The organism is Devosia equisanguinis (assembly GCF_900631955.1).
Lineage (GTDB): Bacteria > Pseudomonadota > Alphaproteobacteria > Rhizobiales > Devosiaceae > Devosia > Devosia equisanguinis.
The window spans coordinates 232,330-257,249 of sequence record NZ_UZWD01000023.1 but is presented as its reverse complement, the minus strand read 5'-3'; the positions used below and the strand labels follow the sequence as shown (position 1 = coordinate 257,249).

Genomic DNA, 24,920 nt, shown 5'->3' with positions numbered 1-24,920 from the left:
TTTGAGGAGCGAGGGGCGGCCAGACCGCCCAGGGCATCGACGATCATTCTCGGCATGACACTGGCTTTGGGGGGCGTGGTGCTCCTCGCCAAACTTATCACTGAATTGCTCGCGGCGGCGTGACCGAGTGGTTGGCCCCCAAGAACAAACTCGCTGGAGTTTCTTATGAACCAGTCCAAATCCGCGAGCATGCTGGACGCTCGCATACTCGTTCCGGCCATAGGAGATGCGTTTCGGAAACTGAATCCGAAAAGCCTCGCTAAAAACCCGGTCATGTTCGTCGTCGCCGTCGTGTCGGTCCTGACGACGGTGCTTCTGCTCAAGGACATTGCTACAGGAGCCGAAAGTGTCGGCTTCTCTCTGCAGATCGTGCTGTGGCTTTGGTTCACCGTGCTGTTCGCCAATTTCGCAGAGGCCGTGGCCGAAGGGCGCGGCAAGGCGCAGGCTGAATCGCTTCGGCGAACCCGCACGGAGACCCAGGCCAAGCTGCTCTCGAACGGCGGCTCCGACTACAAAATGGTGCCGGGCGCCACGCTGAAGGTCGGTGACGTTGTTCTCGTCGAACCGGGCGACATCATCCCCTCCGATGGCGAAGTCATTGAGGGTGTGGCCTCGGTAAACGAAGCGGCGATTACGGGCGAGTCAGCTCCGGTCATCCGCGAGTCTGGCGGGGATCGCTCTGCCGTCACTGGTGGCACCCAGGTCCTTTCCGACTGGATCAAGGTCCGGATCACGGCCGCGGCCGGCTCGACCTTCATCGATAAGATGATTGCTCTCGTCGAAGGCGCCGAACGCCAGAAAACGCCGAACGAGATCGCGCTCAATATCCTGCTTGCGGGGATGACGTTGATCTTCGTCCTGGCCGTGGTGACCATCCCGAGCTTCGCGACCTATGCGGGCGGGTATGTTCCCATCATCGTTCTGGTCGCCCTGTTCGTCACGCTGATTCCGACCACCATTGGCGCACTGCTATCGGCCATCGGCATCGCCGGTATGGACCGGCTGGTCCGCTTCAATGTTCTGGCCATGTCCGGCCGTGCCGTTGAAGCCGCCGGCGACGTCGACACGCTGCTGCTCGACAAGACCGGCACGATCACGCTCGGCAACCGTCAGGCGAGCGAGTTCCGGCCGATCCGGGGCGTCACCGAAAAGGAACTCGCCGATGCAGCGCAGCTTGCTTCGCTTGCCGACGAGACCCCCGAAGGCCGCTCGATCGTCGTGCTCGCCAAGGAAAAATACGGCATCCGCGCACGCGACATGGCGAGCCTCAACGCGACATTCGTCCCGTTCACGGCGCAGACCCGTATGAGCGGCGTCGACCTGGAGGGCTCGTCCGTCCGTAAAGGCGCGGTCGATGCGGTCTTGAAGCATGTGGAACTCGCCACGGTCGCGACCGGCAGCCCGCGTGCGTCCGGTGAGAGCGTCCGTGAGCTCCAGGCTATCGCCGACGAGATCGCCAAGGCGGGCGGCACGCCGCTTGCCGTGGTGAAGGATGGCCGCCTCCTCGGCGTCATCTATCTCAAGGACATCGTCAAGGGCGGCATCAAGGAGCGGTTCGCCGAGCTGCGCCGCATGGGCATTCGCACGGTGATGATCACCGGCGACAACCCCATGACCGCGGCGGCTATCGCTGCCGAAGCCGGTGTCGACGACTTCCTGGCGCAGGCGACGCCGGAGAACAAGCTGGCGCTGATCCGTGAGGAACAGGCCAAGGGCAAGCTGGTCGCCATGTGCGGCGACGGCACCAATGACGCCCCGGCGCTTGCCCAGGCGGATGTCGGCGTCGCCATGAACACCGGCACGGTCGCAGCCCGCGAGGCCGGCAACATGGTGGATCTCGACAGCGATCCGACCAAGCTGATCGAAATCGTGGAAATCGGTAAGCAATTGCTGATGACGCGCGGCGCGCTGACGACGTTCTCGATCGCCAACGATATCGCGAAGTATTTCGCGATCATCCCGGCGATGTTCCTGGCGTTCTATCCGCAGCTTGGTGCGCTCAACATCATGGGCCTTGCTTCACCGCAGAGCGCTATCCTGTCGGCGATCATCTTCAATGCCCTCATCATCGTAGCGCTGATCCCGCTGTCGCTGAAAGGCGTGAAGTATCGTGCGATCGGAGCCGGTTCGCTGCTGTCCCGGAATCTCCTGATTTACGGGCTGGGCGGCATTCTCGTGCCCTTCGCCGGTATCAAGCTCATCGACATGGCCATCACAGCCGCTGGCCTCGTTTAGTCGAAAGCGGTCACCAGAGACACAATCCGCGAAGCGATATTGATCAGCAGCGGACCATTCAGGACAGAAACGATGCTCAAGCAAATCAGACCCGCGATTTTCTTTATTGTCGCACTAACCGTCATCACCGGTCTCATCTACCCCCTTAGCGTGACCGGTATCGCGCAGGCCATTTTTCCCCAACAGGCCAATGGAAGCCTGATCGAACGTGAAGGCGTGGTCATAGGCTCCGAACTCATCGGACAGAACTTTGCCGGCGAGCGCTACTTCCACCCGCGTCCTTCGGCTGCCGGTTCAGATGGCTACGATGCCGGCGCTTCCAGCGGCTCCAATCTTGGCCCCACCAGCCAGGCGCTTCGCGATCGTGTCGCTGCGGATACCGAGGCATCACGCACGGAGAACGGTGGCGCAGCGGTCCCCATGGACCTTGTTACGGCCTCTGGCAGCGGCCTCGATCCCCATATTACGCCTGAGGCCGCCTACTTCCAGGTGGGCCGTGTCGCCAGAGCGCGCGGCATCGATGAGGCCACGGTGCGCGTTCTGGTCGATCAGCACGTCGAGCAGCGCAAACTCGGCTTCCTGGGAGAACCCGTGGTCAACGTTCTCAAGCTGAACCTGGCGCTCGACAGCGCCAATAGAGGCTGAATGAAGGTGTCAGGGCGGCTATAATAGCCGTCCTGACCGTTGATCCGGAGTCATGAAGTGTCTGACGACCCAATACGAGAGCAGAGCCGTCCATCGCCAGATGCGTTGCTGGAAAGTGCGCAACGGGAGACGCGCGGCCACCTCAAGATCTTTCTTGGGGCGGCGCCGGGTGTGGGCAAGACGTACGAGATGCTCATGTCGGGCCGGGCCCAGCGCGCAGACGGCGTCGATGTTGTCATCGGGGTGGTCGAGACCCACGGGCGGGCGGAGACCGAGGCTCTGGTCGAGGGGTTCGAGATCGTTCCGCGCCGCACTGTGCCGTATCGAGGGCATGTGCTCGATGAGATGGATATCGACGCAATTCTGGCGCGCAAGCCGGCGCTGGTCCTGGTGGACGAGCTCGCCCATACCAACGCGCCGGGCAGTCGCCATCCGAAGCGCTATCTCGATGTCGAGGAACTGCTCGCCAACGGCATAGACGTCTACAGCACCCTTAACATCCAGCACGTCGAAAGCCTCAACGACGTGGTAGCGCAGATCACACGGATTCGGGTGCGCGAGACCGTTCCGGATTCGATCATTGACCGCGCCGACGATATCGAAATCATCGACATCACGCCGGGCGACCTGATCAAGCGCTTGAACGAGGGCAAGGTCTATCTGCCCAAAACAGCCAAGCGCGCGACGCAGAATTATTTTTCGCCCAGCAACCTGACAGCCCTTCGTGAGTTGGCGCTGCGGCGCACAGCGCAGCGGGTCGATGACCAGTTGGTCACGCATATGCAGGCGCATGCCATCGCCGGCCCCTGGTCGGCCGGCGAGCGCGTCCTGGTGTGCATCAACGAACGGCCCGGAGCGATGGCGCTTGTCCGCTACGGCCGCCGTCAGGCCGACCGGCTTCGTGCGCCATGGGCCGCGGTTCACGTCGAGACGAGCAAGGATGCCCGACTCTCAGAGCAGCAGAAGGACAAGATCGCCAGTGCATTGCGTCTTGCCGAGCAGCTCGGCGCCGAGGCTGTTACCCTGCCAGGCGAGAACGTTGCGCAAGAGATCCTGGCCTACGCATCGACCAACAACTATGCGCACGTCATCGTTGGCATGCCGACCTCGCCCAGGTGGCGGGAGATCTTCGCGGGCTCCGTTTCGCATGATCTGATCCGCGCCAAGACGGATGTGAGCGTGCATGTCATCTCGCCGGGCAACGGCGAGGAAACGCGATCTCCAGCGACAGTCAGCGCGCGGCCCAAACGACGAATCGATTTCGGCCACTATCTGTGGAGTTCGCTCTACGTCGCCATGGCGCTAGGCATCGGAACGGCGCTCTCGCGCTTTCTGGACGTCCGCAACATCGCCCTCGTCTTTCTGATGGCCGTGCTGGCCTCGGCGATGGGCGGCGGCCTCTGGCCGGCGCTGTTCGCTTCCGTATTGGGCGCGCTAGTCTTCAACTTCTTTTTCCTCGAACCGCGCTACACGCTGGATATCGGCGATCCCGAGAGCGTCGTCGCCTTCGCGTTCTTTCTCGGCGTTGCGGTGATCGCCAGCAATCTTGCCGGGCGTGTTCAACGCCAGGCTGTGACAGCACGTCAGCGGGCCAAAACGACCGAGGGCCTTTATCTCTTCAGCAAGAAGCTCGCCGGCGCCGGGACCTTGGGCGACGTTCTTTGGGCGACGGTCTATCAGATCGCCTCGATGCTTCAGGTCAGGGTCGTCGCTCTGCTGCCGGAGAATGGCCGCATCGCGGTCCAGGCGGGTTTCCCGCCCGACGATACGCTCGATGACGCCGACATTGCGGCGGCCCAATGGGCCTGGGAGCATGACAAGCCTGCAGGGCGTGGAGCGGACACGCTGCCGGGTGCGAAGCGCCTCTACCTTCCCCTGAAAACCGGCAGGACACGGGTGGGCGTCATTGGTCTAGACAATGACAAGCAAGGGCCGGTTCTGACGCCCTTAGAACAGCGGCTGTTCGACTCACTGGCAGATCAGGCCGCTCTGGCGATCGAGCGCATCCAGCTGGTGGCCGATGTCGACAATGCGCGTCTGGCCGCCGAGGCGGACAAGCTGCGCTCCGCGCTTTTGACGTCACTATCGCATGACCTCAAGACGCCTTTGGCGTCGATCCTCGGTTCGGCGGGAGCGCTCAGAGACTATTCGACATCCCTGACCGATTCCGGTCGGGTCGAGTTGCTGACGACAATTGTCGAAGAGGCCGAGCGGCTGAACCGGTTCATCGCGAACCTTCTCGACATGACACGGCTGGAATCCGGCGCTGCGGCGGTGTCGCTGACGCCGCTGTTCATCGGCGACAGCGTCGGCAGCGCCCTGCGCCGTGCCGAGAAGATATTGGCTCTCCACAGGGTAGACCTTGCAGTGCCGCCCGATCTGCCGATGGTTCGGCTCGATCCGGTCCTGTTCGAACAGGTGCTGTTCAATCTGCTCGACAATGCCCGCAAATACGCACCGTCAGGGTCGCGGATCGCGCTTCGGGCGTGGGCGGACGAGAGCCACGTCACATTGCAGGTCGTCGATGAAGGGCCCGGCATTCCGCCCGACGATCTCACCAGGATTTTCGACAGTTTCTATCGCGTCCGGAAGAAGGACCACGTCCAGGCTGGAACCGGGCTTGGACTTTCCATCTGCAAGGGATTTGTCGAGGCGATGGGCGGAACGATTTTCGCGACCAACCGGGCCGACAGACCCGGCGCCATTTTCACGCTGCGGTTTCCGATCGGACCGGAGCCCTCGACTTTGGAAGGAAGGATATGAGTACGTCCGTAGTCAAGATTCTCGTCGTCGATGACGAGCCGCCGATCAGGAAACTTCTGCGCGTCGGCCTGACAGCCGAAGGCTATGCCATGGTCGAGGCTGCAAACGGCGAGGACGCCGTCGCGCTGCTCACAGAGGAAAAGCCCGATCTCATTCTGCTTGATCTCGGGCTGCCCGATATTTCCGGCCATGAGCTGCTTGAAAGGTGGCGGGCCGAGCTTGTCGAACTGCCGATCGTCATCCTCTCCAGCCGGACCGATGAAACGGGCATCGTCAAGGCGCTGGAACTGGGCGCCGACGATTATCTGACCAAACCATTCGGGATGCGCGAGCTGGCGGCGCGCATCCGGGTGGCGCTCAGGCACAAGCTCCAGCAGCAGGGCGAGCGCCCGATATTCCAGGTCGGCGATCTCTCGGTCGACCTGGTGAAGCGGATCGTCAAGGTCGCAGACAAGGAGGTGAAGCTCTCACCCAAGGAATACGAGATCCTGCGCATTCTCGTGCAGCACGCGGGCAAGGTCATCACGCACCAGCACATCCTCAAGCATGTGTGGGGGGGCTCGACCGATGTCCAATATCTGCGGGTCTATGTCCGCCAGTTGCGGCAGAAGATCGAGGCCACGCCCGATCAGCCGCAATATATCCTTACTGAAACAGGTGTCGGTTACCGCCTCCGTGAGCCGGAGCAGTGACCGCGCGCGCTCGTCCACGGGCGGGCGACTTAACGTGAGTACTCTTATGAACCTGTCATCTGCAATTGCACCAGAGGACGTGATCCTTGATCTATCCATCTCAACAAAAGCCGTCCTGATAAAGAAGCTCGCCGCGCATGCGGCCGCTCGCACGGGGGTGGCCGAGGAAGCAATCCATACTGCTTTACTGGGCCGCGAGCGTCTGGGTTCGACCGGCATCGGTCATGGCGTCGCCATGCCTCATGCACCGGTCCCTGGGCTGGAGGCATCCTTTGCGGCGCTGATGGTGCTGAAGAAGCCAATCGAATTCGAGTCGGTGGACGATCTGCCCGTCGATGTTGTCTTTCTGCTGCTGTCGTCCCCCGAAGGCAGCAACGACTACCTGAAGATTCTCGCGGCGGTCGCCCGTCGGACGCGCGATGAGCAGGTCATGAAAATGCTGCGCGGAGCGAAGACCGCGCCTGCCGCGTATTCGGTCCTGGTAGAACAGCCGGTATGAGGAGGTTCCGACGGCCGGATCGACACGAGGTCGTCGAGGTCACTGGCGTCGCCCGAACGGCGATGCCGGGACTGACCGCGGTCGTCTTCTCCAAATGGGATTGTTGCGCGAGGCCGTTGGTCCTGAGGCATTTATCGCTTCCTCCGCCGATTGATTGAAGGGTCGACCGGATGGAGGAGGAAAACCAGGACTCAGAGGGGCCTTCTTTTCCTCCCGTGTCCGCGAAGATCCCGTTTGATCTGAGTTCGCTTCAGTATGTCGTAGCGGCGGCAGACTACCGCAGCTTTCGGCGCGCTGCGGAGGCGTTGGGCCAATATCCGGCGACGGTGAGCCGGGGCGTGCAACGCATTGAGGATGTGGTGGGCGTTTCGTTCTTCGAGCGATGCCCTTCCGGGATTCGCCTGACTCATGCCGGAGAGCAATTTGTCGCCGCCGTCCGTCCAGCGATTGAGCAGATCATGCGAGCGACCCAAACCGCCGGCGCGGCGGGCCGCGGCGAAAACGGAAGCCTGAGCATCGGCGTTCTGACGTCGCTTGCGGGCGGGTTTCTGAGGGAGCTCATCGAAAAGTATGCCTTGCTACATCCAGAGGTGGCCATAGAGATCAGAGATGGGGGACGGGCTGAACACGTCGCCGCACTGCGGGCGCGACAACTGGATATCGCTTTTATCACCGGGAATGGCGCGATCGCCGATTGTGAAACAGCCGAACTCTGGCAGGAACGAGTGCATGTTGCGCTCTCGGCGGATCATCATCTAGCCGAGCGTGAATCGGTCGAATGGTCGTGGCTCCGCGACCAGAAATTCCTAGCGACAAAATGCGCGCCGGGGCTCGAAGTGCATGATTACATCGTTCGTAGGCTGGCGGACTACAGCACCTATCCTGCGATCGAGATCATGCCCTGCAATCAGGAGACCTTGATGAATATGGTCGCAATTGGCAGGGGCATAACCGTTGTGTCGGCCGGCTGGCGCTTTGTCTCTATCCCTCGGCTCGTACTGCGACCTTTGGTCGAGGACGAAGACATTGTACCGTTCAGCGCAGTTTGGGCACCCGGCCGGGATAACCCGTCACTTCGGCGTTTTCTCTCGCTGGCCTCGAGACTGGCGTCCAAAGACTCTGGGGAACGTCCGCGGCGGCTAATCTGATCTCGCCTAACCGCAGTCGGTGCCGCGATCACTCGCGATTTCGGCGCGCTTTGGCGAACGCCCGGTCCGTCGCCATGAACCGCTCAAGCATCGGTACAATGAGCCTTTTGGGGTCGCTGACGGGCTGGCCCGATTCACGGCCGAGCGCCTCCGCATAGGCACTGAGGTCACGGTGAAGAGCGCCTGGCAGGTCGAGCGTGATCTTCACCGGCTTATCCTCTTCGATTGGGGCGAGCTTCAGTTTGGTCATTGCGCTGCTCCGTAGGGTTCGAGCACCAGGTCACGAGTGACAATCACGCGGACCGGGAATCCCGGCCGGATTGTCAGCGTGGGCGCGACCTGCAACTGACGACGGATGATCTGCTGGCCCGCGTCATTGATGGTGTCCTGGGCTCCGTCGCGAATCGCGCGGATCAGGCGGTCCTCATCATCGACCGCGAGCTCGGCGCCCACGGCGAGAAGGGTCGACAACCCGGCGGCTTTCGCAAGGTCCCACCAATGGTAGTCGACGCCGTCCTCAAGGCCGGCATAACCTTGCGTGTCGGCGCCGGGCTGGCGTTCCAGGACGATAGAGCGCCCGTTCGGCAAGATCAGCCGGTTCCAGACCAAGAGCACGCGGCGCTGTCCGAAACCGACATCATTGCTGTATTCGCCGATGATACGGGTGCCCTGGGGGACGAGCAGGATGCGGCCGGTGGGACTGTCATAGATGTGCTCGGTCACCTGCGCGGTGATCTGGCCGGGAAGGTCGGAGCGGATGCCGGTGATGAGGGCGGCGGATATCACTGCGCCGGCCTGAAGCACATAGGGCGATGCCGGCGCCATGACGCGATCTGGCGACACCGTTCGCCGATCGACGGCGGCATTGAGGAAAGCGCTCTGCCGGTCTTGGGCGGTTGGCGTTCCAACCTGCCCCGGCAGACCGAGGCCCGCCAGCGACGGATTGCTCATGCCGGGGCTTGCGGGCGGCGCGCCCGTTCCAGGTCCTGTTTGGAAGAACACCCGGCTCGTTCGGGCTGCTTCCTCCTCGGCGAGACGGCGTTGCTCCTCGGGATCGACCTGGGGTGTCGCCATTGCTGGCGGCACGACGGGCTGGCCGCGGTTCTGGGCGTCGAGGATCGGACCGCCGAGATCGCCCGGCAAAGGCGGGCCGAGGACCGGTCCGGTATAGTCGCGCGGCAGTCCCGCAAGACCATCGGCAGTGGTTCTGTTCTCCGTGGAATAGAGCTCCTCGTTGCCAGGCCCGGCTTGGCGCGTCTGCAACGCATAAATCAGAGCGCTGCCGATGCCGATGCTGGCGACGAGGCCGACACCAGCCAATACCTTGCGGGACAGCCGGGTGACGCGCGGAGGCTCAGCGCGCAGCCGCATGGTCGAGGTTGACTCGACAGTGGGGCCGGCGGGCGCCAGGCTATCATCGCGGTTATCTTCCTTGTTGCTCATGACGCTGGCCTCCCGTCGGTACGGACAATCCTGACGGTTTGCTGGCGGTCGCCGCTGCCGAGTCTCAACTCGGCCGCGCCGAAGAGGCGATCGACGATCAGGATGTGCTGGAAAATGCGGCTGTTGACGATCTGCGCTTCGCCATCGGAGCCAATGACGAACAGCGGCGGCATCTCACCCTGGACGATGCCGCGCGGGAACTCGACATAGACCCGCCGCCCGTCATCATAGACCGACACGGGCCGCCAGGGCGGTGAATCACCGGTCAAGCCGTAGCGATAGTTGCGCGCCGAGGCGACGGGGATGACGGGCGTCGCCGGGACGCTCTGCCTCTGACCTGCGGGCGGCTGCGGGTAGGCCCAAGCGACGGCGGGCATATAGGGCGCTTCGCCGGAGCGCAGTTCGATCATGTAAACCCGCCGATCGGTCGTGATGACGAGGTTGGTCGTGATGTCAGCGCGACTTGGTTTGACGAGGATATGGACGCGACGGGTCGCGCCGCTGCCGCTTTCGGTATCGCCGATGATCCATCGTGCCGTGTCGCCAGCGGCGATGGGGCCGGCTCCGGTCAGGCTCTCCCCTGGCTCCAGCGCGATATTGGTGATCTGGCCGGGCGCGGCATAGACCTGATAGAGCGCGCCTTCGCTCCAGGGATAGATCTGGATCGAGTTGAAATAGCCTTCGCGGCGAGGCTGAACGCGGGCGGCCGAGTTGGCGTTCTGGACGCGTCCCTCCGGGGTGTTGGCGGCTGTCCCCCCTCTTGCCGGCGTCCATGCGGGAGGGACATGCAATGGCCTCGGCTGCGCGTCCGTGACGACTGCCGGCACGGCGGGCAGCGGCGGCACGTCCGAATCGTAACTGATTTGCGGCGGCCGATTGGTCGCGCAACCGGCAAGTATGGTCGCGGAAAGCAGAACGATCGCGAGGCCAGATCTGGATAAACCCTGAAACGCGGATTTGCTCATCGGAGGGCGGCTCATTGGCTCATCTCCCGCGACCAGTTGATGGCATTGACATAGATGCCCAGAGGATTGGCGCGGAGGCGTTCTGCGTCGCGCGGCGTCTGGATGACGATGGTCAGGATGGCGGTCCAGCGTTCCGTTCGGGCGAGCTGGCCGTTTTCATAATGACGCTCTGTCCAGGCGACACGGAAGCTGTCGGGGGAAGCCCGGATCACACTTGAGACTTCTACGGCGACTTGCTGGCGGCCGACCCGTGTGAAGGGGTCGTTGGAGCGGGCGTAGTCGTTCAGCGCTGCGGCGCCGCGATCAGTGGTCCATTCATAAGCGCGAAGCCAGTTCTGGCGAACGATGATGGCGTCAGACGGGATCGCGCGGGTCTGTTCGATGAAGCGAGCAAGGTGGAAAGCGATCTGAGGGTCGTTGGGCCGATAGTCCGCGGAGGCTGGCGCGACGGTTTGCGCTTGGCCGAGATTATCGACCTGCACGACCCAAGGCACGACGGTCCCGCGAGCTGACTGCCAGACCAGGGCTGCGGCAAACCCCGCAGTGAGAATTAGGCTGCCGAACGCCATGTAGCGCCAGTTCTTCGCCTGCACGCGGGCCGAGCCGATGCGTTCGTCCCAGACCTGAGCAGCCTTCTGATAAGGCGTCTCAGGCTCGGGTGTCTTGCCATAGTGGGTTGCGGGTCGTTTGAAGAGGCTCATGAGCGATCACTTTCAGAAAGGTTGACGGAAGAGCCGCCGCCATGGCTGTCGCCGGAGCGCACGGCGTGACCGGCCGCTGAGACGCCGTGGCTGAGGGCCTGGCTGCGTTTCATGCGCTTCGCCCAGTCAGGGGCTCCATCTCGCGGGGGGCTGGCGGAAGCAGCGGCAGCGTCGCCGCCGCCGATGGTCCCCATGGTCGAGGACCCGCCGGTGGCTCCGAAACCGGCCTTCGCGCCGTCGGCGAAGCTGGACTTGACGCTTTCGCCAGCTTTCGTTGCGGCGCGCTTGAGCGGCGATGCGGCAGCCGAACCTGCTGCGCGTGCGACGCCTCCGAGGCCCGAGGCCACGCCTGACGCGCCAGTCTGACCAAGAGAACCGAGACTGTAGGCCGACGATGCGGCGCCGGCAGCGGCAGCGCCACCACGCACGGCGGCGGCTCCACCGGACATGGCGGCGGCGCCGCCTTTGACGGCCAGACCCGCTGCACCACCTGCGGCCAGCGCCGCGCCGCCGACGGCAAGCCCCGTGCCCACAGCGGCGCCGGCGCCGAGCTGCGGACCGCCTGAGACGAGGCCGCTGGCGATGCCAGGACCGAAGATTCCCAGGCCGAGCAGCGAAAGCGCAGCGAGGACCACGGCCATGGCCTCGTCAATCGTAGGGGTCTCGCCGCCGAAGCCAGCGGTAAACTGGGAGAAGAGGGTCGATCCGATGCCGATGATGACGGCAAGCACCAGGACCTTGATGCCGGATGACACGACATTGCCCAGCACGCGTTCGGCCATGAAGGCGGTCTTGCCGAACAGCCCGAAGGGTATCAGCACAAAGCCCGCAAGCGTCGTCAGCTTGAACTCGATCAGCGTTACGAAGAGCTGCACGGCCAGGATGAAGAAGGCGAGAAGCACCAGAGCCCATGCGAACAGCAGGCAGGCGATCTGGATGAAGTTCTCGAAGAAGGCGATCCACCCCATCAGATCGGAAATGGATTCGAGCAATGGACGGGCGGCATCGAGGCCGGTCTGCGCCACCTTGCCGGGGCGCAAAAGATCCTGAACGGTGAAGCTGGTGCCCGAACCCTTCAGACCGAGGCCGGCGAAACTGTCGAAGACGATGTTCGCCAGATTGTTCCAGTTGCCGATGATGTAGGCGAAGACGCCGACGAAAAGTGTCTTCTTTACAAGGCGCGCGATGATGTCGTCGTCGGCTCCCCAGGACCAGAAGAGCGCGGCCAGCGTCACGTCGATGACGATAAGGGTTGTGGCGATGAAGGCGACTTCGCCGCCAAGCAGGCCGAAGCCGGAATCAATGTAGCGGGTGAAGGTCCCGAGGAATGTGTCGATGACGCCGGTGCCGCCCATGGATCACTGTCCTTGATTCTGAGGTGGGGCTGTGGGCGCCGGCGCACGGCCGAGGAAGCGGTCGCGGGTTTCGGCCCAGACGCGCATGCAGTCCGCATCGCTTGCGGCGCTCTGACCAAGCTGCTGGCACCGGCGTTGAGCCTCGCGCAGGGGATCTCGCACGGGCTCTGCGAGACGCGCGGGCTCCTCTGCGGGAGCTCCCTCCTTCCGGGTCATCTCGATCGCCGTCGCAGTGATCGCGATGGCGACGAAGACGACCGCGCCGAGCCGGGCCAGCAGCTTGCCATCCATGCTTGCGCCCTCAGTTGCCGTTGTTGAACATCTGGGCGTTGCCGGGCTGATAGCCGGAGCCAGGCGTCAGGAACCGGCGGCGTTGTTCGCGCCCCTGTTCGGCTGCGGCAGCCCTTTCTGCTTCGGTCAGCGCCCCGGCACGTCCATCGGCCGCGAGCAATGCGACAAGATCAGAGAGCTGCTGCGACTGGAGAGCGAGAAGCTGGTTGCCGGCCTGGGTCGCCTGGAGCGCGCCTGTCGCCCCTTGGCTTTGGCCGACCAGCGTCGAAACTTCGGCGCGGTTCGTGTCGATGTTGCCGACCACGCCGGCCTGGACGCGCATTGCGTCCTGCAGTCCGCCCACGGTGTTCTGCCAGCGTGAGCGTGCATCGGCGACGAGCTGTTGTTCCGTCGTCGACAGTGAGACATTGCCGTATTGTTGCTGAAAGGCCCGATCGATGCTCTGAACATCGAACGCGATGTTCTGAGCCTGGCTCAGAAGCTGTTGCGTGCGCTGAAAGCCCTGTTGAAGCTGCTGGAGCGAGGAATGCGGCAGGCTCGCGAGATTGCGCGCCTGATTGATGAGCATCTGCGCTTCATTCTGGAGCTGTGTGATCTGGTTGTTGATCTGCTCCAGCGTGCGCGCGGCAGTGAGCACGTTCTGCGCGTAATTGGACGGATCATAGACGATCCGTCCGAAGCCAAATTGAGCTTGCGCCGGAGAGATGAAGATCGGCGACAGGGCGACGGGCATCGCCAGCATTGTCGCGGCCATGAATAGTGCGCGCGAGCGGGAACGATGGATGGTCATGACGTAGTCTCCTTGGGGGCTGGGGGAACGAGATTGGCGAGATCGGGGATAAGGTCGGCGGCCCAGTCGACGCCGCGCAGGCGCAGCCATGCGGGGAGGAACCCGTCTGGCCCATGCTCGGCGAAGATCCTGGCGATGGCCGTCTGATCGGTTTTGGAAGAAGCCGCGGTGAGCGCGAGGCCCACTTCGGAGAGGCCCAGGTCGAACAAGCGATTGCCTCGTCGCGACTGGCAGTAATAGTCCCGCTTCGGGGTGGCCCGCGCGAGGATCTCGATCTGCCGATCATTCAAGCCGAAGCGACGATAGATTGCGGTGATCTGGGGCTCGATCGCCCGCTCGTTAGGCAGCAGCAGCCGCGTCGGGCAGCTTTCGATGATGGCCGGGGCGATCGCCGAGCCATCAATGTCGCTGAGCGATTGGGTGGCGAAGATGACCGATGCGTTCTTCTTGCGAAGGGTCTTCAGCCATTCGCGGAGCTGACCTGCGAAGCCTTCGTCATCGAGGGCGAGCCAGCCTTCGTCGATGATCAGCAGTGTGGGCGATCCGTCGAGGCGGTCGCCGATGCGATGAAAGAGATAGGCGAGAACAGCGGGCGCTGAGCCTGTGCCGACAAGGCCCTCGATCTCGAACGCCTGCACCGCTGCATGCCCAAGATGCTCGTTCTCGGCATCAAGAAGCCGACCATAAGGCCCGCCGACGCAATAGGACCGCAAGGCTTGCTTGAGATCGTTCGATTGCAGCAGCACGCACAGGCCGGTGATGGTCCGTTCTTGGACAGGGGCGGAGGCGAGCGACGTTAAGGCGGACCAGAGGTGTTCCTTTACCTCTGGCGTGATCTGGATGCCTTCGCGCATGAGGATGGCGATGAGCCAGTCAGCGGCCCAGGCGCGTTCGGGCACGTCATGGACGCGCGCGAGAGGCTGAAGTGATACGGAAGACTCGGCGCCGTCCGTCAGATCACCGCCAAGGTCGTGCCAATCGCCGCCCATCGCCAATGCCGCGACCCGAATGGAGCCGCCGAAGTCGAAGGCGAAAACCTGAGAATTTTCGTAGCGGCGGAATTGGAGCGCCATCAGCGCCAGCAGCACGGACTTGCCCGCACCAGTCGGACCGACGACGAGCGTATGGCCGACATCTCCGACATGAAGGGAAAACCGGAACGGGGTGCTTCCTTCGGTCTTGCCGAACAGCAAGGGGGGCGACCCGAAGTGCTCGTCCCGTTCCGGCCCCGCCCACACCGCTGAAAGCGGGATCATGTGGGCGAGATTGAGCGTGGAAATCGGCGGCTGCCGAACATTGGCGTAGACATTGCCCGGCAGCGAGCCGAGCCATGCGTCTACGGCGTTGATGGTCTCGGGCATGGCGGTGAAGTCGCGGCCCTGGACCACCTTCTCGACCAAACGCAGCTTTTCGTCAGCGATCCGCGGGTCTTTGTCCCAGACGGTGATGGTCGCCGTGACATAAGCCTGGCCGGCATAGTCGGCCCCTAGTTCCTGAAGTGCGAGATCGGCGTCTGCGGCCTTATTGGCTGCGTCGGTGTCAACGAGGGCGGACGCCTCGTTGGTCATGACCTCTTTCAGGATTGCGGCGATGGATTTGCGCTTGGCGAACCATTGCCGCCGGATCTTTGTCAGCAGCTTGGTGGCGTCGGTCTTGTCGAGCAGGATTGCCCGTGTCGACCAGCGATAGGGGAATGCAAGACGGTTCAGCTCGTCCAGGATTCCGGGTGTCGTCGCGGTGGGAAAGCCGACGATAGTGAGGATGCGCAGATCGGAATGTCCCAGACGCGGCTCAAGCCCGCCGGTAAGCGGCTGATCGGCGAGCAGCGCATCCAGATAGATCGGCGTTTCGGGGACCCGCACCCGATGACGGTTGGTTGAAACGCAGGAATGCAGATAGGTCAGCGTCTCGGCGTCATCGAGCCAGCCGCATTCCGGCATAAAGCCATCGAGCAGCGACAGCACCCGGTCGGTGCGATCGATGAAGCCGCGCAGGACCTCATGCGGATCGACGCCGTTTCGGTCGCGTCCCTCATAGAGCCATGCTTCAGTCCGCGCCGCATCTTCGGCCGGCGGGAGATAGATGAAGGTGAGGAAGTAGCCGGAAATGAAATGGGCGCCGGCTTCCTCGAAGTCCGCCTTGCGCTCGGCATCGACCAAGGCCGACGCCGGATCGGGAAAACGGCTCTCGGGATAGGTCGAGGCTTCGTGCCGTTGCGCTTCAACGAAGATCGCCCAGCCGGAGCCGAGCCGACGGAAGGCGTTGTTGAGGCGTCTCGCGACCGCGACTAATTCGGCCGCAACGGCACTGTCGAGGTCAGGGCCGCGGAAGCGTGCGGTGCGCTGGAACGAACCGTCCTTATTGAGGACGGCGCCCTGGCCCACCAGAGCCGCCCAAGGCAGGAAATCCGCCAGGCGGCTGGAAGTGCGGCGATATTCAGCGAGGTTCATCATGAGCGCTGCTCCTTCAGACCGACAGGTGGCCGGGGATGCGCAGATGCCTTCGGCCGACCTCGACGAAGAGCGGGTCGCGCTTGGCGGCCCAGACGGCGGCGAAGTGGCCGACAACCCAGATGGCCAGGCCGACAAGCCAGAGGCGCAGACCGAGGCCAACGGCTCCGGCCAAAGTGCCGTTCATGATGGCGATGGAGCGCGGTGCGCCGCCGAGCAGGATGTGTTCGGTTAGCGCCCGGTGGACCTGCACGGTGAAGCCCGGCACCTCGTCGAGCTGTTCCAGCCTCCCCGCCATCACACGAGCGCCCCGCCGCCGAACGAGAAGAAGGAGAGAAAGAAGCTGGATGCGGCGAACGCGATCGACAGACCGAACACGATCTGAATCAGACGGCGGAACCCGCCGGACGAGTCGCCGAAGGCCAGTGTGAGGCCGGTGACGATGATGATGATGACAGCGACGATCTTGGCGACCGGGCCCTCGATCGATTGCAGTATCGATTGAAGCGGCGCTTCCCAGGGCATGGACGAACCGGAAGCGTGAGCGGCGGGGGTGAGGATCAGGGTCGCATAGGTGACGGCTGCTGCTGCCGTGACATGGCGGCGGATGCGCCGGGCGTGACGGATCATGAGGGATCTCCTGTTGGGCTTGAGGCTGAGGTTGCGGGAGTGACGCGGTAGTCGCCGTCCGGGCCGAGGCCATCGACGCGCGCGAGTTCGGCGAGCCGGCGTTGCGAGCCACGACCAGCGAGGACAGCGACGAGGTCGATGGTCTCGGCGATCAGCGCCCTTGGGACGGTGACGACGGCTTCCTGGATGAGTTGCTCGAGGCGGCGCAGCGCACCGATCCCTGTGCCGGCATGGATGGTGCCGATGCCGCCCGGGTGACCGGTCCCCCAGGCCTTGAGCAGGTCGAGAGCTTCGGAGCCGCGGACCTCTCCGATCGGAATGCGGTCTGGTCGCAATCGCAGCGAGGACCGCACCAGATCCGACAAGGTGGCGACACCGTCTTTGGTGCGCATGGCGACGAGGTTGGGTGCGGAGCATTGCAGCTCGCGCGTGTCCTCGATGATGACGACGCGATCCGTGGTCTTGGAGACCTCGGCGAGCAACGCATTGGTGAGTGTGGTCTTGCCGGTCGAGGTGCCGCCGGCGACAAGGATGTTGGCCCGGGCGGCGACCGCCTCGCGCAGAGCCTCGGCCTGGTCCGCCGACATGATTCCGGCGGCCACATAGTCGTCGAGCGTGAAGACTGCGACGGCAGGTTTGCGGATCGCGAAAGCCGGCGCCGCAACAACTGGGGGCAACAGGCCCTCAAAGCGCTCCCCCGTCTCGGGCAGTTCGGCCGACACCCGCGGATTGCCGGGATGGACCTCGGCGCCGACATGGTGCGCGACGAGTCGCACGATCCGTTCGCCATCTGCGGGCGCCAGCTGCTCGCCTGTATCAGACAGGCCTTCGGACAGCCGGTCGATCCAGAGCCGGCCGTCAGGATTGAGCATCACCTCGACGATCGACGGATCTTCCAGAAACCGCGCGATGGCCGGTCCAAGGGCTGTGCGCAGCATGCGCGCGCCGCGCGTGATCGCTTCCGATTTCTGGTGAGATGCCGCCATGTCGTCCCCTTGCGGCCAGGGACCGTTCAGCCGGCCCTGGATCGGGGACGATTAAAAGAGCCCGAAGTTGGGCTGATTCAACAAGTCTTTGTCGGAGTAGTAGCGTGGCGTGCAAATACAGGAGAACGGCGGACAGTGCTTTACTGAAAAGCATGGGCGGTCAGGGAGTGGTCGCGACGCGAATCCAAAAAATGCGACGCAATCGACACGGTTTCGCTGGCGATGTCGGACGGTTTGAGTATGATAGGAACACCACGGCGTGTGCTGCGTGCGCCAGGGTCTCGCCCTCATACGGAGAAGAGAATAACTCTTACCCAGAGGACGCAGCCCTATGGCCTCAACGCAGCCTGTCAGCCCCAATCGCGGGCGTATCAATTCCACGCTTCGGCAGTTCCTCGACAATGAGGCCTCTGGCGGCATCATTCTCATGGGCGTTGCAGCGCTCGCCATTCTGACGGCGAATTCGCCACTCGCCGAGGGCTACTTCGCCGCACTACACGCCTATGTCGGTCCATTAAGCGTCCAGCACTGGATAAACGACGCGCTAATGGCCGTATTCTTTCTGCTGGTCGGGCTTGAGATCAAACGGGAGATGCTGGACGGGCAATTGTCCAGTTGGAGCCGAAGGCTACTTCCCGGCGCTGCGGCCGCGGGCGGAATGGCTGTTCCCGCATTGATCTATATTGCCTTCAATCTCGGCAACACGGCCGCCCTGCGCGGATGGGCGATCCCTGCCGCAACAGATATAGCTTTTGCACTCGGTGTGCTGTCGCTGCTCGGGCCAAAGGTCCCAGCGTCGTTGAAAATCTTCCTCGCGGCGCTCGCAATCATAGACGATCTCGGGGCCGTCATCGTGATTGCCCTGTTTTATACCGCCGATTTGAGTCTTCCCGCGTTAGCTGGTGCGGTGCTCGTTGTCGGTGCGCTGACTGTGATGAACAGGTCCGGCGTCATGCGCCTTTGGCCTTACCTGATTCTTGGTGCCGTGCTTTGGGTGCTGGTGCTGCGCTCAGGTATTCATGCCACCCTGGCCGGCGTCATACTGGCGTTGACCGTTCCTATCCGCCTCACACCCGGAACCCCGGAAGCCTCGCCGTCGGTTTCCCCTCTGCATCAGCTCGAACATCTTCTGCAAAAGCCAGTCGCCTTTCTGATCGTCCCGATTTTCGGCTTTGCTAATGCCGGGGTTTCCTTCGCGGGCGTGACGCCTGCGGTCTTGATCGAGCCGCTCACACTTGGCGTGGCGGCTGGTCTAGTTGTCGGGAAGCTGGTTGGGGTGTTCGGCACCGTAGCCATTCTGGTAAAAGCCCGGCTTGCCGATCTCCCTGCCGCCGCAAGCTGGGGACAGACGCTTGGCGTTGCGCTGCTGTGCGGAATAGGCTTCACGATGAGCCTGTTCATCGGCTTATTGGCGTTTGACGATCCTGCATTGCAGGACCGAGCCAAGTTCGGGATTTTGTTTGGTTCGCTGATCGCCGGATTGGCGGGTTACTTCATCCTGAGGATTTCTAATCGCAGGCAGGCCAGTTCCGCCTTGCCCACGTCGTTGGAGCGCAAATCGTAACACTCACTACGTTGCATCATCGGCGACCTATACAGGGATAAGAGGATGCGTTTTTCCATCCATACGCTCGGCACGCGCGGCGACATTCAGCCTTATCTGGCGCTTTCTCGTGGACTCAAGGCGCGCGGGCACGAGGTGCTGATTGTTGCGCCTGCTCAATTCGCCGAGATGGCAGCGGCGGAAGGCGTTGCGTTTGCGCCTTTGCCAGCCGAGTTCCTAGAGCTCCTTGAAACCGCTGAAGCGAAAAAGGCTATCGGCAGCTCGGGCGCTGGTTTTGGAGCCGGCTTCAAGCTGCTGCGGTATTATCGCGAGATAGGCCGAAAGCTGCTTGATGCCGAGTGGGATGCCGCTCGTATGTTCGCTCCCGAAGCGATTTTATTCCACCCCAAGGCGCTCGGCGCACCCCATATCGCGGCGAAGCTCGGCATTCCACTCTTTCTCGCATCGCCGCTGCCGGGCTTCACCTACACGTCGGCTTTTCCAACACCTATCCTTCCGTTCGGTTCGCTTGGACCGCTCAATCGGGTAAGTCATGCGCTGATGATCCACGGCGGACGCATCCTGTTTGCAAAGACAATCCGGGCTTGGCGAGCTGAGGCGCTCGGGGCTTCTGCTCGCGGCAAAACGGCTCCGCTAAGTGGAACACTCTATGGTTACAGTCCGCATGTACTGCCGAAGCCGAAAGACTGGGGCGCAGACGTTGCAGTGACCGGCTATTGGTTCCTCGATACGCCGGATTGGAAGCCCGACGCGGAGCTTGCTGATTTCCTCGCGGCTGGCGATCCGCCGATCTATATCGGCTTCGGCAGCATGCCCGGTATTGATCCGCAACGGCTGGCAAGTCTCGTGGTCGACGGTTTGAAGCGAGCGGGCAAGCGGGGGTTGCTCGCGACCGCGGGCGGTGCGCTCGGGCAGATCGAGCCGAGTCGGCATATCCATGTCATCTCGGGCGCTCCGCACGACCGGCTCCTTCCGCTTATGCACGCAACGCTACATCACGGCGGTGCTGGGACCACTGGCGCTGCTTTGCGTTCGGGCAACCCCACGGCCATTTGTCCATTTCTCGGTGATCAGCCCTTCTGGGCGCGTCGCGTCGTTGCTCTTGGGGTGGGGCCAAAGCCCCTCGTCAAGGATGCGATGACAGCCGAGGACCTGGCTTCCGCCTTTCTGGCGATGGACGATGTCGGCATGCGCGCCCGCGCCGCCGAAATTGGAACAGCTATCCGTGCCGAGAATGGGGTCGCGGCCGCCATCGACTTTATCGAGAGAAAGCTGAACCAAGCCAGATGACAGCAATGTGCTTAAAAGCCGTCGCTGCCACCCCGCCACTCTTCAGCTCTCGCGTTGATCGTCCGAACCGATATCGTCGGGTATCTCACGCAAGAAGCTCTGACCCTGTTGGAGGCGCCGTCCGATCGTCTCGATAAACCCTTCGTAGCGTTCGCGGCCCTTCGCCTGCGCAGCTGAGTTGGCGTCGCCGGTCAGCGGCGGCGTGACCGACAGCCAGAAGCGAACGTATAGGGCAAGCGTCTCGGCCGTGATGCCGAGATCGCGTTCGATGCGGTGGATCTGCCTGGTCATGCGGTCGAGACGGCGTGTGAGGGCGGCTTCGCGCTTGTCTGCTCCATCAGGCGAAAGAAACGATGCGACCGCAGCCTCGACGATCGCCGAGCGCGAGATCTTCTTGCGGTCCGCGAGGTCGGCGATCTGGCGCAGCATCTCAGGCGGAAAGTACACATTCATGCGGTCGCGCATGGCTCAGAGCTCCATATTGTCGTTGGGGTCCATGGCGACCTGGCGGGCGATTCCAGTCATGTGGCGGCGAAGCGCTTGCCGTTGGCGCGCGGCGTCCTCGGGTTCGTCGTCGAGCAGAGCTTTGAACTCGTCGGCAGGGTTCGGATCGGTCGTTTCCTTGACGATGGCGACATGATCGGGAAGCTCGGGTTGTCGACGAAGGCCGCTATTGGCCGCGTCTTGCTCGGCCTTCTGGATCTCGGCGAGCAGCGCAGCGTCCGGCGCCTGCGGCTTCAGCTCTGTCCAGGCGTCCTTGCGCCTCGTGCGACTGGTTTGGGCCGGGTCCGGCGGGGGCAGTACGCGCTCGACGAAGCGCTTGTCCTCGAAGTAGCGCGCCTTGTTGGCCCGGATCGGCGGGGTCGCCGCCAACATGACGATTTCATCGTTGGGCGGAAGCTGCATGATCTCACCGGGGGTCAGCAGCGGACGCGCGGTTTCAGAGCGCGACACCATGAGATGACCGAGCCAGGGCGACAGACGGTGCCCGGCGTAGTTTTTCATCGCCTTCATTTCGGTGGCTGTGCCGAGCGCATCCGAGACGCGCTTTGCGGTGCGCTCGTCATTGGTCGCGAAGCTCACGCGGACATGGCAGTTGTCGAGGATCGAGTTATTGGCGCCGTAGGCCTTTTCGATCTGGTTGAGCGACTGGGCGATGAGGAAGGCTTTCATGCCGTAGCCGGCCATGAAGGCGAGCGCGCTTTCGAAGAAGTCGAGGCGGCCGAGAGCCGGAAACTCGTCGAGCATCATCAGCACGCGGTGCCGCCGGGCCTTGGTGTGCAGATCCTCGGTCAGGCGGCGACCGATCTGGTTGAGCACAAGCCGGATCAACGGCTTGGTGCGCGAGATGTCGGATGGCGGGACCACCAGGTAGAGGGTGGCCGGCCGCGCGTCCTCGATCAGGTCGGCGATGCGCCAGTCGCAGCGGCGTGTCACTTCAGCGACGACGGGATCGCGGTACAGGCCCAGAAAGGACATGGCGGTGGACAGGACGCCGGAGCGCTCGTTGTCGGATTTGTTGAGCAGTTCGCGGGCCGTTGAAGCGATGACGGGGTGCGGGCCGGCCTCGCCGAGATGTGGCGTGGTCATCATCGCCGCCAGCGTGGTTTCGATCGGGCGCTTCGGGTCGGACAGGAAACCTGCGACGCCGGCGAGGGTCTTGTCCTTCTCGGCATAGAGGACGTGAAGGATGGCGCCGACCAGCAAAGAGTGACTGGTCTTTTCCCAGTGATTGCGTTTCTCCAGCGAACCCTCGGGGTCGACCAGGACGTCAGCGACGTTCTGGACGTCGCGCACCTCCCACTCGCCGCGCCGCACTTCGAGCAGAGGATTGTAGGCGGCCGATTTCGGATTGGTGGGGTCGAACAGCAGCACCCGACCGTGCTTCGAGCGGAAGCCGGCGGTGAGCTGCCAGTTTTCGCCCTTGATGTCGTGGACGACGACGGAGCCCGGCCAGGTCAGCAGGGTTGGGACGACGAGGCCGACACCCTTGCCGGATCGGGTCGGAGCAAAACACAGAACATGCTCCGGTCCGTCGTGGCGAAGATAGTCACGATCGAGCTTACCGAGGACGACGCCGTCAGGGTTGAGCAGGCCCGCCGCCTTCACCTCCTGCGGCTTCGCCCATCGAGCCGAGCCATAGGTTTCGATGTTCTTCTGTTCGCGGGCGCGCCACACCGACATGCCTATGGCGACCGCGATGGCGATGAAGCCGCCTGATGCGGCGATGACGCCGCCCTTGGCGAACACGCCCGGCGCATATGCGTCGAAGAAGTACCACCACCAGAAGATCGCAGGGGGATAATAGATCGGCGTCCCGGCAAGCTCGAACCATGGTGTGCCGAGCTGGGCCTGATAGCCAAGTTGCCAGGCGACATATTGCGTCGCGCCCCAGGTGGTGAGGAGGATGATCAGAAAGACGGTGAGGATCTGGCCCCAGAGGATTTTGGTGGCGGACATTCGCCGGGTCCTTTCTTGCTGCTTGTGGTGCTAGAGGCCCAGGCCGCGCTGGCGGCCCAGGCTCCACTCGATGCCGCCATGCCCCTTGGCGACGCCGGCGATATGCTGGCCGAGCTTCTTTTCGAGCGGCGGTGTCCAGGGCACGAGCTGGAAGCCGAGCCCATTGTCGATCATGGCGAAGCGGCCCGAGGTGAGTGCGATACGCTGGCGATAGATACCGGCGACATGCTCGCCGGCCTGCGCTTTCTGGTACGGCAGTCCGTGTTCGCTCTGGAGCTTCGTGCCAACGGCATCGAGCTCGCGCTGCCGCAGCGTATCGAGGAGATCGCGTTGCAGCAGGATGCGTTGGCCCTGCCAGCGGGCAAGGCCTTCATCGGCCAGATGCTCGGCGCGCGCCTGCATGGCGTCGCGCACCTCACCGCCGAAGCCTCCCATCGACATGGGCATCGCCTCGCGCTCAACCAGGCGATGATCCAGCCAGGTCGCGCCCGGCGCCGTGATCTGGCGGTTGAGATCGAAGTCCGATCGGTTGGCGAGCGCCAGCGTCGGCCGGGGATCGTCGGGGCCCCCGAAGCGACGTACCTCGACGATGCCGCCAATCGGGGGCGCATGCTCGAAGGCCTCGATCCCGCGGAAGCGGACATGGTGCGCGCGGCCGTCCGTGCCGTCGATCACGGCATAGGCTTCGCCGGTCAGCTCGTCATGCAGGCCGCGATCGACCAGGCGGCCAATAACGGGTGAACCCGCCCCGCTGCCGTCGATCGTGTAATCGCTGACGCCGCGATCCTGACCACGCTCGGTGAAGGCGCGGTGCATGGTCTTGATGATGTCGCCGCGAATGCCGAGATCGCGCAGTGTGCGTTCGGCCTGCAGCCCGACGGTCCATTCCCCTGGAGCGCCTTGCGCCGCGAGCTCCATGCTTTCGAGATGCTGGAGTCTGCCGATCATCAGGCGGCGCAGCGAGGGATCGGCCTTGCCGTTCGCCTCGGGGCGCAGGTCGATAAAGCCGGTCTCGTCGGCGGCGATGCGGATTTCAACATCGAGCCGTGTCCAGCGCTCGGCGGTGACTTCCTTTTCCAGCGCGTTGCGGATTTCATGTTCGGGCTTGGGGCCGAGCTCGATGGAGACAAGATCCTCGGCGCGGGAGCGCAGGCCGCGGCTGATGTAATCGCGCGAGATGACCAGATCGGCGCCGGTCTCGTCGACGCCGCGCACAAGCAAATGCACATGCGGATTGTCGGTGTTCCAGTGATCGACGGCGACCCAGTCGAGCTTGGTACCCAGATCCGATTCCATCTGGTTGGCGAGGTCGCGGGTGAACTCTCGCAGATCGGTCATGTCCCCCGCGTCTTCGGGCGAGACGATGAATCGAAAATGATGCCGGTCATCCCTGCATCGGTCGGAGAAGGCGAGATCGTCGGCGCGCTCGTTCGTCGCGTCGAACAAGACCCCCTTCTTCCCATCACGGCTGACGCCTTCGCGCTTCAGGTAGGACACATGAGCCGAGAGTGGCGCGGAGCGGAAAGACTTGCCCTGATGGCGGACCACGCGCGCCTTGATGACGACACGGCGCGAAGCACTGAATATGCGCGAACGGCTGAAGCTGGTTCGTCCACGCCCGAAGGTCGAATGACCATGGCCGGCGCTTCTCTTGGCGGTCTGCCCTTCGCCTGAGCTGTGCCCGGCCTTCTTCGAGGCCCTCAGCACTTGATTGATGAAGCTCTTGGACTTGGGTGCGCGCGTGGATTTGATGCGTCCTGGGCGGACGCGGAAATCGCTGTCGCCCTCGCTCATGAGAGGGCCTCCCGAGACGGCGCGAAGGCGCACAGTGCCGAAAACAGCGTTGAAATCGCTGGGTAAAACAGCAGTCGCGGCACGCGACCCGACCGACCGGCACGCCAAAAGCCAAGCCATGTCAATGGCTTGTGCGAATATGGCGAGGCCCTTTTATCTCGCCGTCCTGCTGTCGTTGCTCTCTGCTCCTCCCACCCTTGCGCACAACGCTCTCTGGAA

At 63.3% G+C, this 24,920-nt stretch carries 22 protein-coding genes; 8 read left to right on the top strand and 14 right to left on the bottom strand.

Annotation, left to right across the window (positions count from 1 at the left end; all coding sequences use genetic code 11):
* Window positions 1–165: 165 nt before the first annotated feature.
* The 6 genes from kdpB (at window position 166) to DEVEQU_RS09030 (ending at window position 7,982) form a co-directional block, all read left to right on the top strand.
* The gene (gene kdpB / locus DEVEQU_RS09055; protein WP_126150236.1) at window positions 166–2,235 is read left to right on the top strand and encodes a potassium-transporting ATPase subunit KdpB; all 2,070 of its coding nucleotides are present in this window, start codon (window positions 166–168) and stop codon (window positions 2,233–2,235) included.
* 72 nt (window positions 2,236–2,307) lie between these two features.
* On the top strand, window positions 2,308–2,880 hold the full coding sequence (gene kdpC, locus DEVEQU_RS09050) for a potassium-transporting ATPase subunit KdpC (protein WP_126150235.1): 573 nt from the start codon (window positions 2,308–2,310) through the stop codon (window positions 2,878–2,880).
* Between the two features lie 57 nt (window positions 2,881–2,937).
* Complete coding sequence (locus tag DEVEQU_RS09045; protein ID WP_206437814.1) at window positions 2,938–5,643, top strand: sensor histidine kinase; 2,706 nt, start codon at window positions 2,938–2,940, stop codon at window positions 5,641–5,643.
* Entirely contained in the window at window positions 5,640–6,335 is a 696-nt protein-coding gene (locus DEVEQU_RS09040; protein WP_003168927.1) for a response regulator transcription factor, read from the top strand. Before DEVEQU_RS09045 ends, DEVEQU_RS09040 begins: the two co-directional genes overlap by 4 nt.
* 46 nt (window positions 6,336–6,381) lie before the next feature.
* Window positions 6,382–6,834: a PTS sugar transporter subunit IIA gene (locus tag DEVEQU_RS09035; RefSeq protein ID WP_126150234.1), complete on the top strand. Its 453-nt coding sequence runs from the start codon at window positions 6,382–6,384 to the stop codon at window positions 6,832–6,834.
* A gap of 170 nt (window positions 6,835–7,004) precedes the next feature.
* Entirely contained in the window at window positions 7,005–7,982 is a 978-nt protein-coding gene (locus tag DEVEQU_RS09030; RefSeq protein ID WP_126150233.1) for a LysR family transcriptional regulator, read from the top strand.
* Window positions 7,983–8,010: 28 nt separating this feature from the next.
* Here the strand turns inward: DEVEQU_RS09030 and DEVEQU_RS09025 are convergent, their stop codons facing one another.
* From DEVEQU_RS09025 to trbB, 11 genes are all read right to left on the bottom strand, one after another.
* Window positions 8,011–8,232: a DUF2274 domain-containing protein gene (locus tag DEVEQU_RS09025; RefSeq protein WP_126150232.1), complete on the bottom strand. Its 222-nt coding sequence runs from the start codon at window positions 8,230–8,232 to the stop codon at window positions 8,011–8,013.
* Complete coding sequence (locus DEVEQU_RS09020; RefSeq protein ID WP_223214159.1) at window positions 8,229–9,353, bottom strand: TrbI/VirB10 family protein; 1,125 nt, start codon at window positions 9,351–9,353, stop codon at window positions 8,229–8,231. Before DEVEQU_RS09020 ends, DEVEQU_RS09025 begins: the two co-directional genes overlap by 4 nt.
* A 68-nt stretch (window positions 9,354–9,421) precedes the next feature.
* On the bottom strand, window positions 9,422–10,390 hold the full coding sequence (gene trbG / locus DEVEQU_RS09015) for a P-type conjugative transfer protein TrbG (protein WP_223214155.1): 969 nt from the start codon (window positions 10,388–10,390) through the stop codon (window positions 9,422–9,424).
* 11 nt (window positions 10,391–10,401) lie between these two features.
* On the bottom strand, window positions 10,402–11,091 hold the full coding sequence (gene trbF / locus DEVEQU_RS09010) for a conjugal transfer protein TrbF (protein ID WP_010395139.1): 690 nt from the start codon (window positions 11,089–11,091) through the stop codon (window positions 10,402–10,404).
* Complete coding sequence (gene trbL, locus DEVEQU_RS09005; protein ID WP_126150229.1) at window positions 11,088–12,446, bottom strand: P-type conjugative transfer protein TrbL; 1,359 nt, start codon at window positions 12,444–12,446, stop codon at window positions 11,088–11,090. Before trbL ends, trbF begins: the two co-directional genes overlap by 4 nt.
* A 3-nt stretch (window positions 12,447–12,449) precedes the next feature.
* Complete coding sequence (gene trbK-alt, locus DEVEQU_RS09000) at window positions 12,450–12,737, bottom strand: putative entry exclusion protein TrbK-alt (RefSeq protein ID WP_126150228.1); 288 nt, start codon at window positions 12,735–12,737, stop codon at window positions 12,450–12,452.
* Window positions 12,738–12,747: 10 nt separating this feature from the next.
* Window positions 12,748–13,527: a P-type conjugative transfer protein TrbJ gene (gene trbJ, locus DEVEQU_RS08995; protein ID WP_003170522.1), complete on the bottom strand. Its 780-nt coding sequence runs from the start codon at window positions 13,525–13,527 to the stop codon at window positions 12,748–12,750.
* Complete coding sequence (trbE, locus tag DEVEQU_RS08990) at window positions 13,524–15,980, bottom strand: conjugal transfer protein TrbE (protein ID WP_126150227.1); 2,457 nt, start codon at window positions 15,978–15,980, stop codon at window positions 13,524–13,526. The genes trbJ and trbE overlap by 4 nt, the downstream gene beginning before the upstream one ends.
* A gap of 13 nt (window positions 15,981–15,993) precedes the next feature.
* The gene (locus DEVEQU_RS08985; RefSeq protein WP_003170524.1) at window positions 15,994–16,275 is read right to left on the bottom strand and encodes a VirB3 family type IV secretion system protein; all 282 of its coding nucleotides are present in this window, start codon (window positions 16,273–16,275) and stop codon (window positions 15,994–15,996) included.
* Window positions 16,275–16,607, bottom strand: coding sequence for a TrbC/VirB2 family protein (locus tag DEVEQU_RS08980; protein ID WP_003170525.1), 333 nt, complete (start codon window positions 16,605–16,607; stop codon window positions 16,275–16,277). Before DEVEQU_RS08980 ends, DEVEQU_RS08985 begins: the two co-directional genes overlap by 1 nt.
* On the bottom strand, window positions 16,604–17,593 hold the full coding sequence (gene trbB / locus DEVEQU_RS08975; RefSeq protein WP_003170526.1) for a P-type conjugative transfer ATPase TrbB: 990 nt from the start codon (window positions 17,591–17,593) through the stop codon (window positions 16,604–16,606). Before trbB ends, DEVEQU_RS08980 begins: the two co-directional genes overlap by 4 nt.
* Window positions 17,594–17,924: 331 nt before the next feature.
* Here trbB and nhaA point away from each other — a divergent pair, with 331 nt between their 5' ends.
* On the top strand, window positions 17,925–19,157 hold the full coding sequence (gene nhaA / locus DEVEQU_RS08970; RefSeq protein WP_126150226.1) for a Na+/H+ antiporter NhaA: 1,233 nt from the start codon (window positions 17,925–17,927) through the stop codon (window positions 19,155–19,157).
* Window positions 19,158–19,202: 45 nt separating this feature from the next.
* On the top strand, window positions 19,203–20,447 hold the full coding sequence (locus tag DEVEQU_RS08965; RefSeq protein WP_126150225.1) for a glycosyltransferase: 1,245 nt from the start codon (window positions 19,203–19,205) through the stop codon (window positions 20,445–20,447).
* Between the two features lie 42 nt (window positions 20,448–20,489).
* Here the strand turns inward: DEVEQU_RS08965 and DEVEQU_RS08960 are convergent, their stop codons facing one another.
* From DEVEQU_RS08960 to DEVEQU_RS08950, 3 genes are read right to left on the bottom strand one after another with little or no spacing between them, the layout of a single operon-like run.
* Window positions 20,490–20,912: a CopG family transcriptional regulator gene (locus DEVEQU_RS08960; RefSeq protein WP_003170529.1), complete on the bottom strand. Its 423-nt coding sequence runs from the start codon at window positions 20,910–20,912 to the stop codon at window positions 20,490–20,492.
* A gap of 3 nt (window positions 20,913–20,915) precedes the next feature.
* The gene (locus DEVEQU_RS08955) at window positions 20,916–22,907 is read right to left on the bottom strand and encodes a conjugal transfer protein TraG (RefSeq protein ID WP_126150224.1); all 1,992 of its coding nucleotides are present in this window, start codon (window positions 22,905–22,907) and stop codon (window positions 20,916–20,918) included.
* Between the two features lie 30 nt (window positions 22,908–22,937).
* Entirely contained in the window at window positions 22,938–24,701 is a 1,764-nt protein-coding gene (locus DEVEQU_RS08950) for a relaxase/mobilization nuclease domain-containing protein (RefSeq protein WP_126150223.1), read from the bottom strand.
* Window positions 24,702–24,920: the final 219 nt, after the last annotated feature.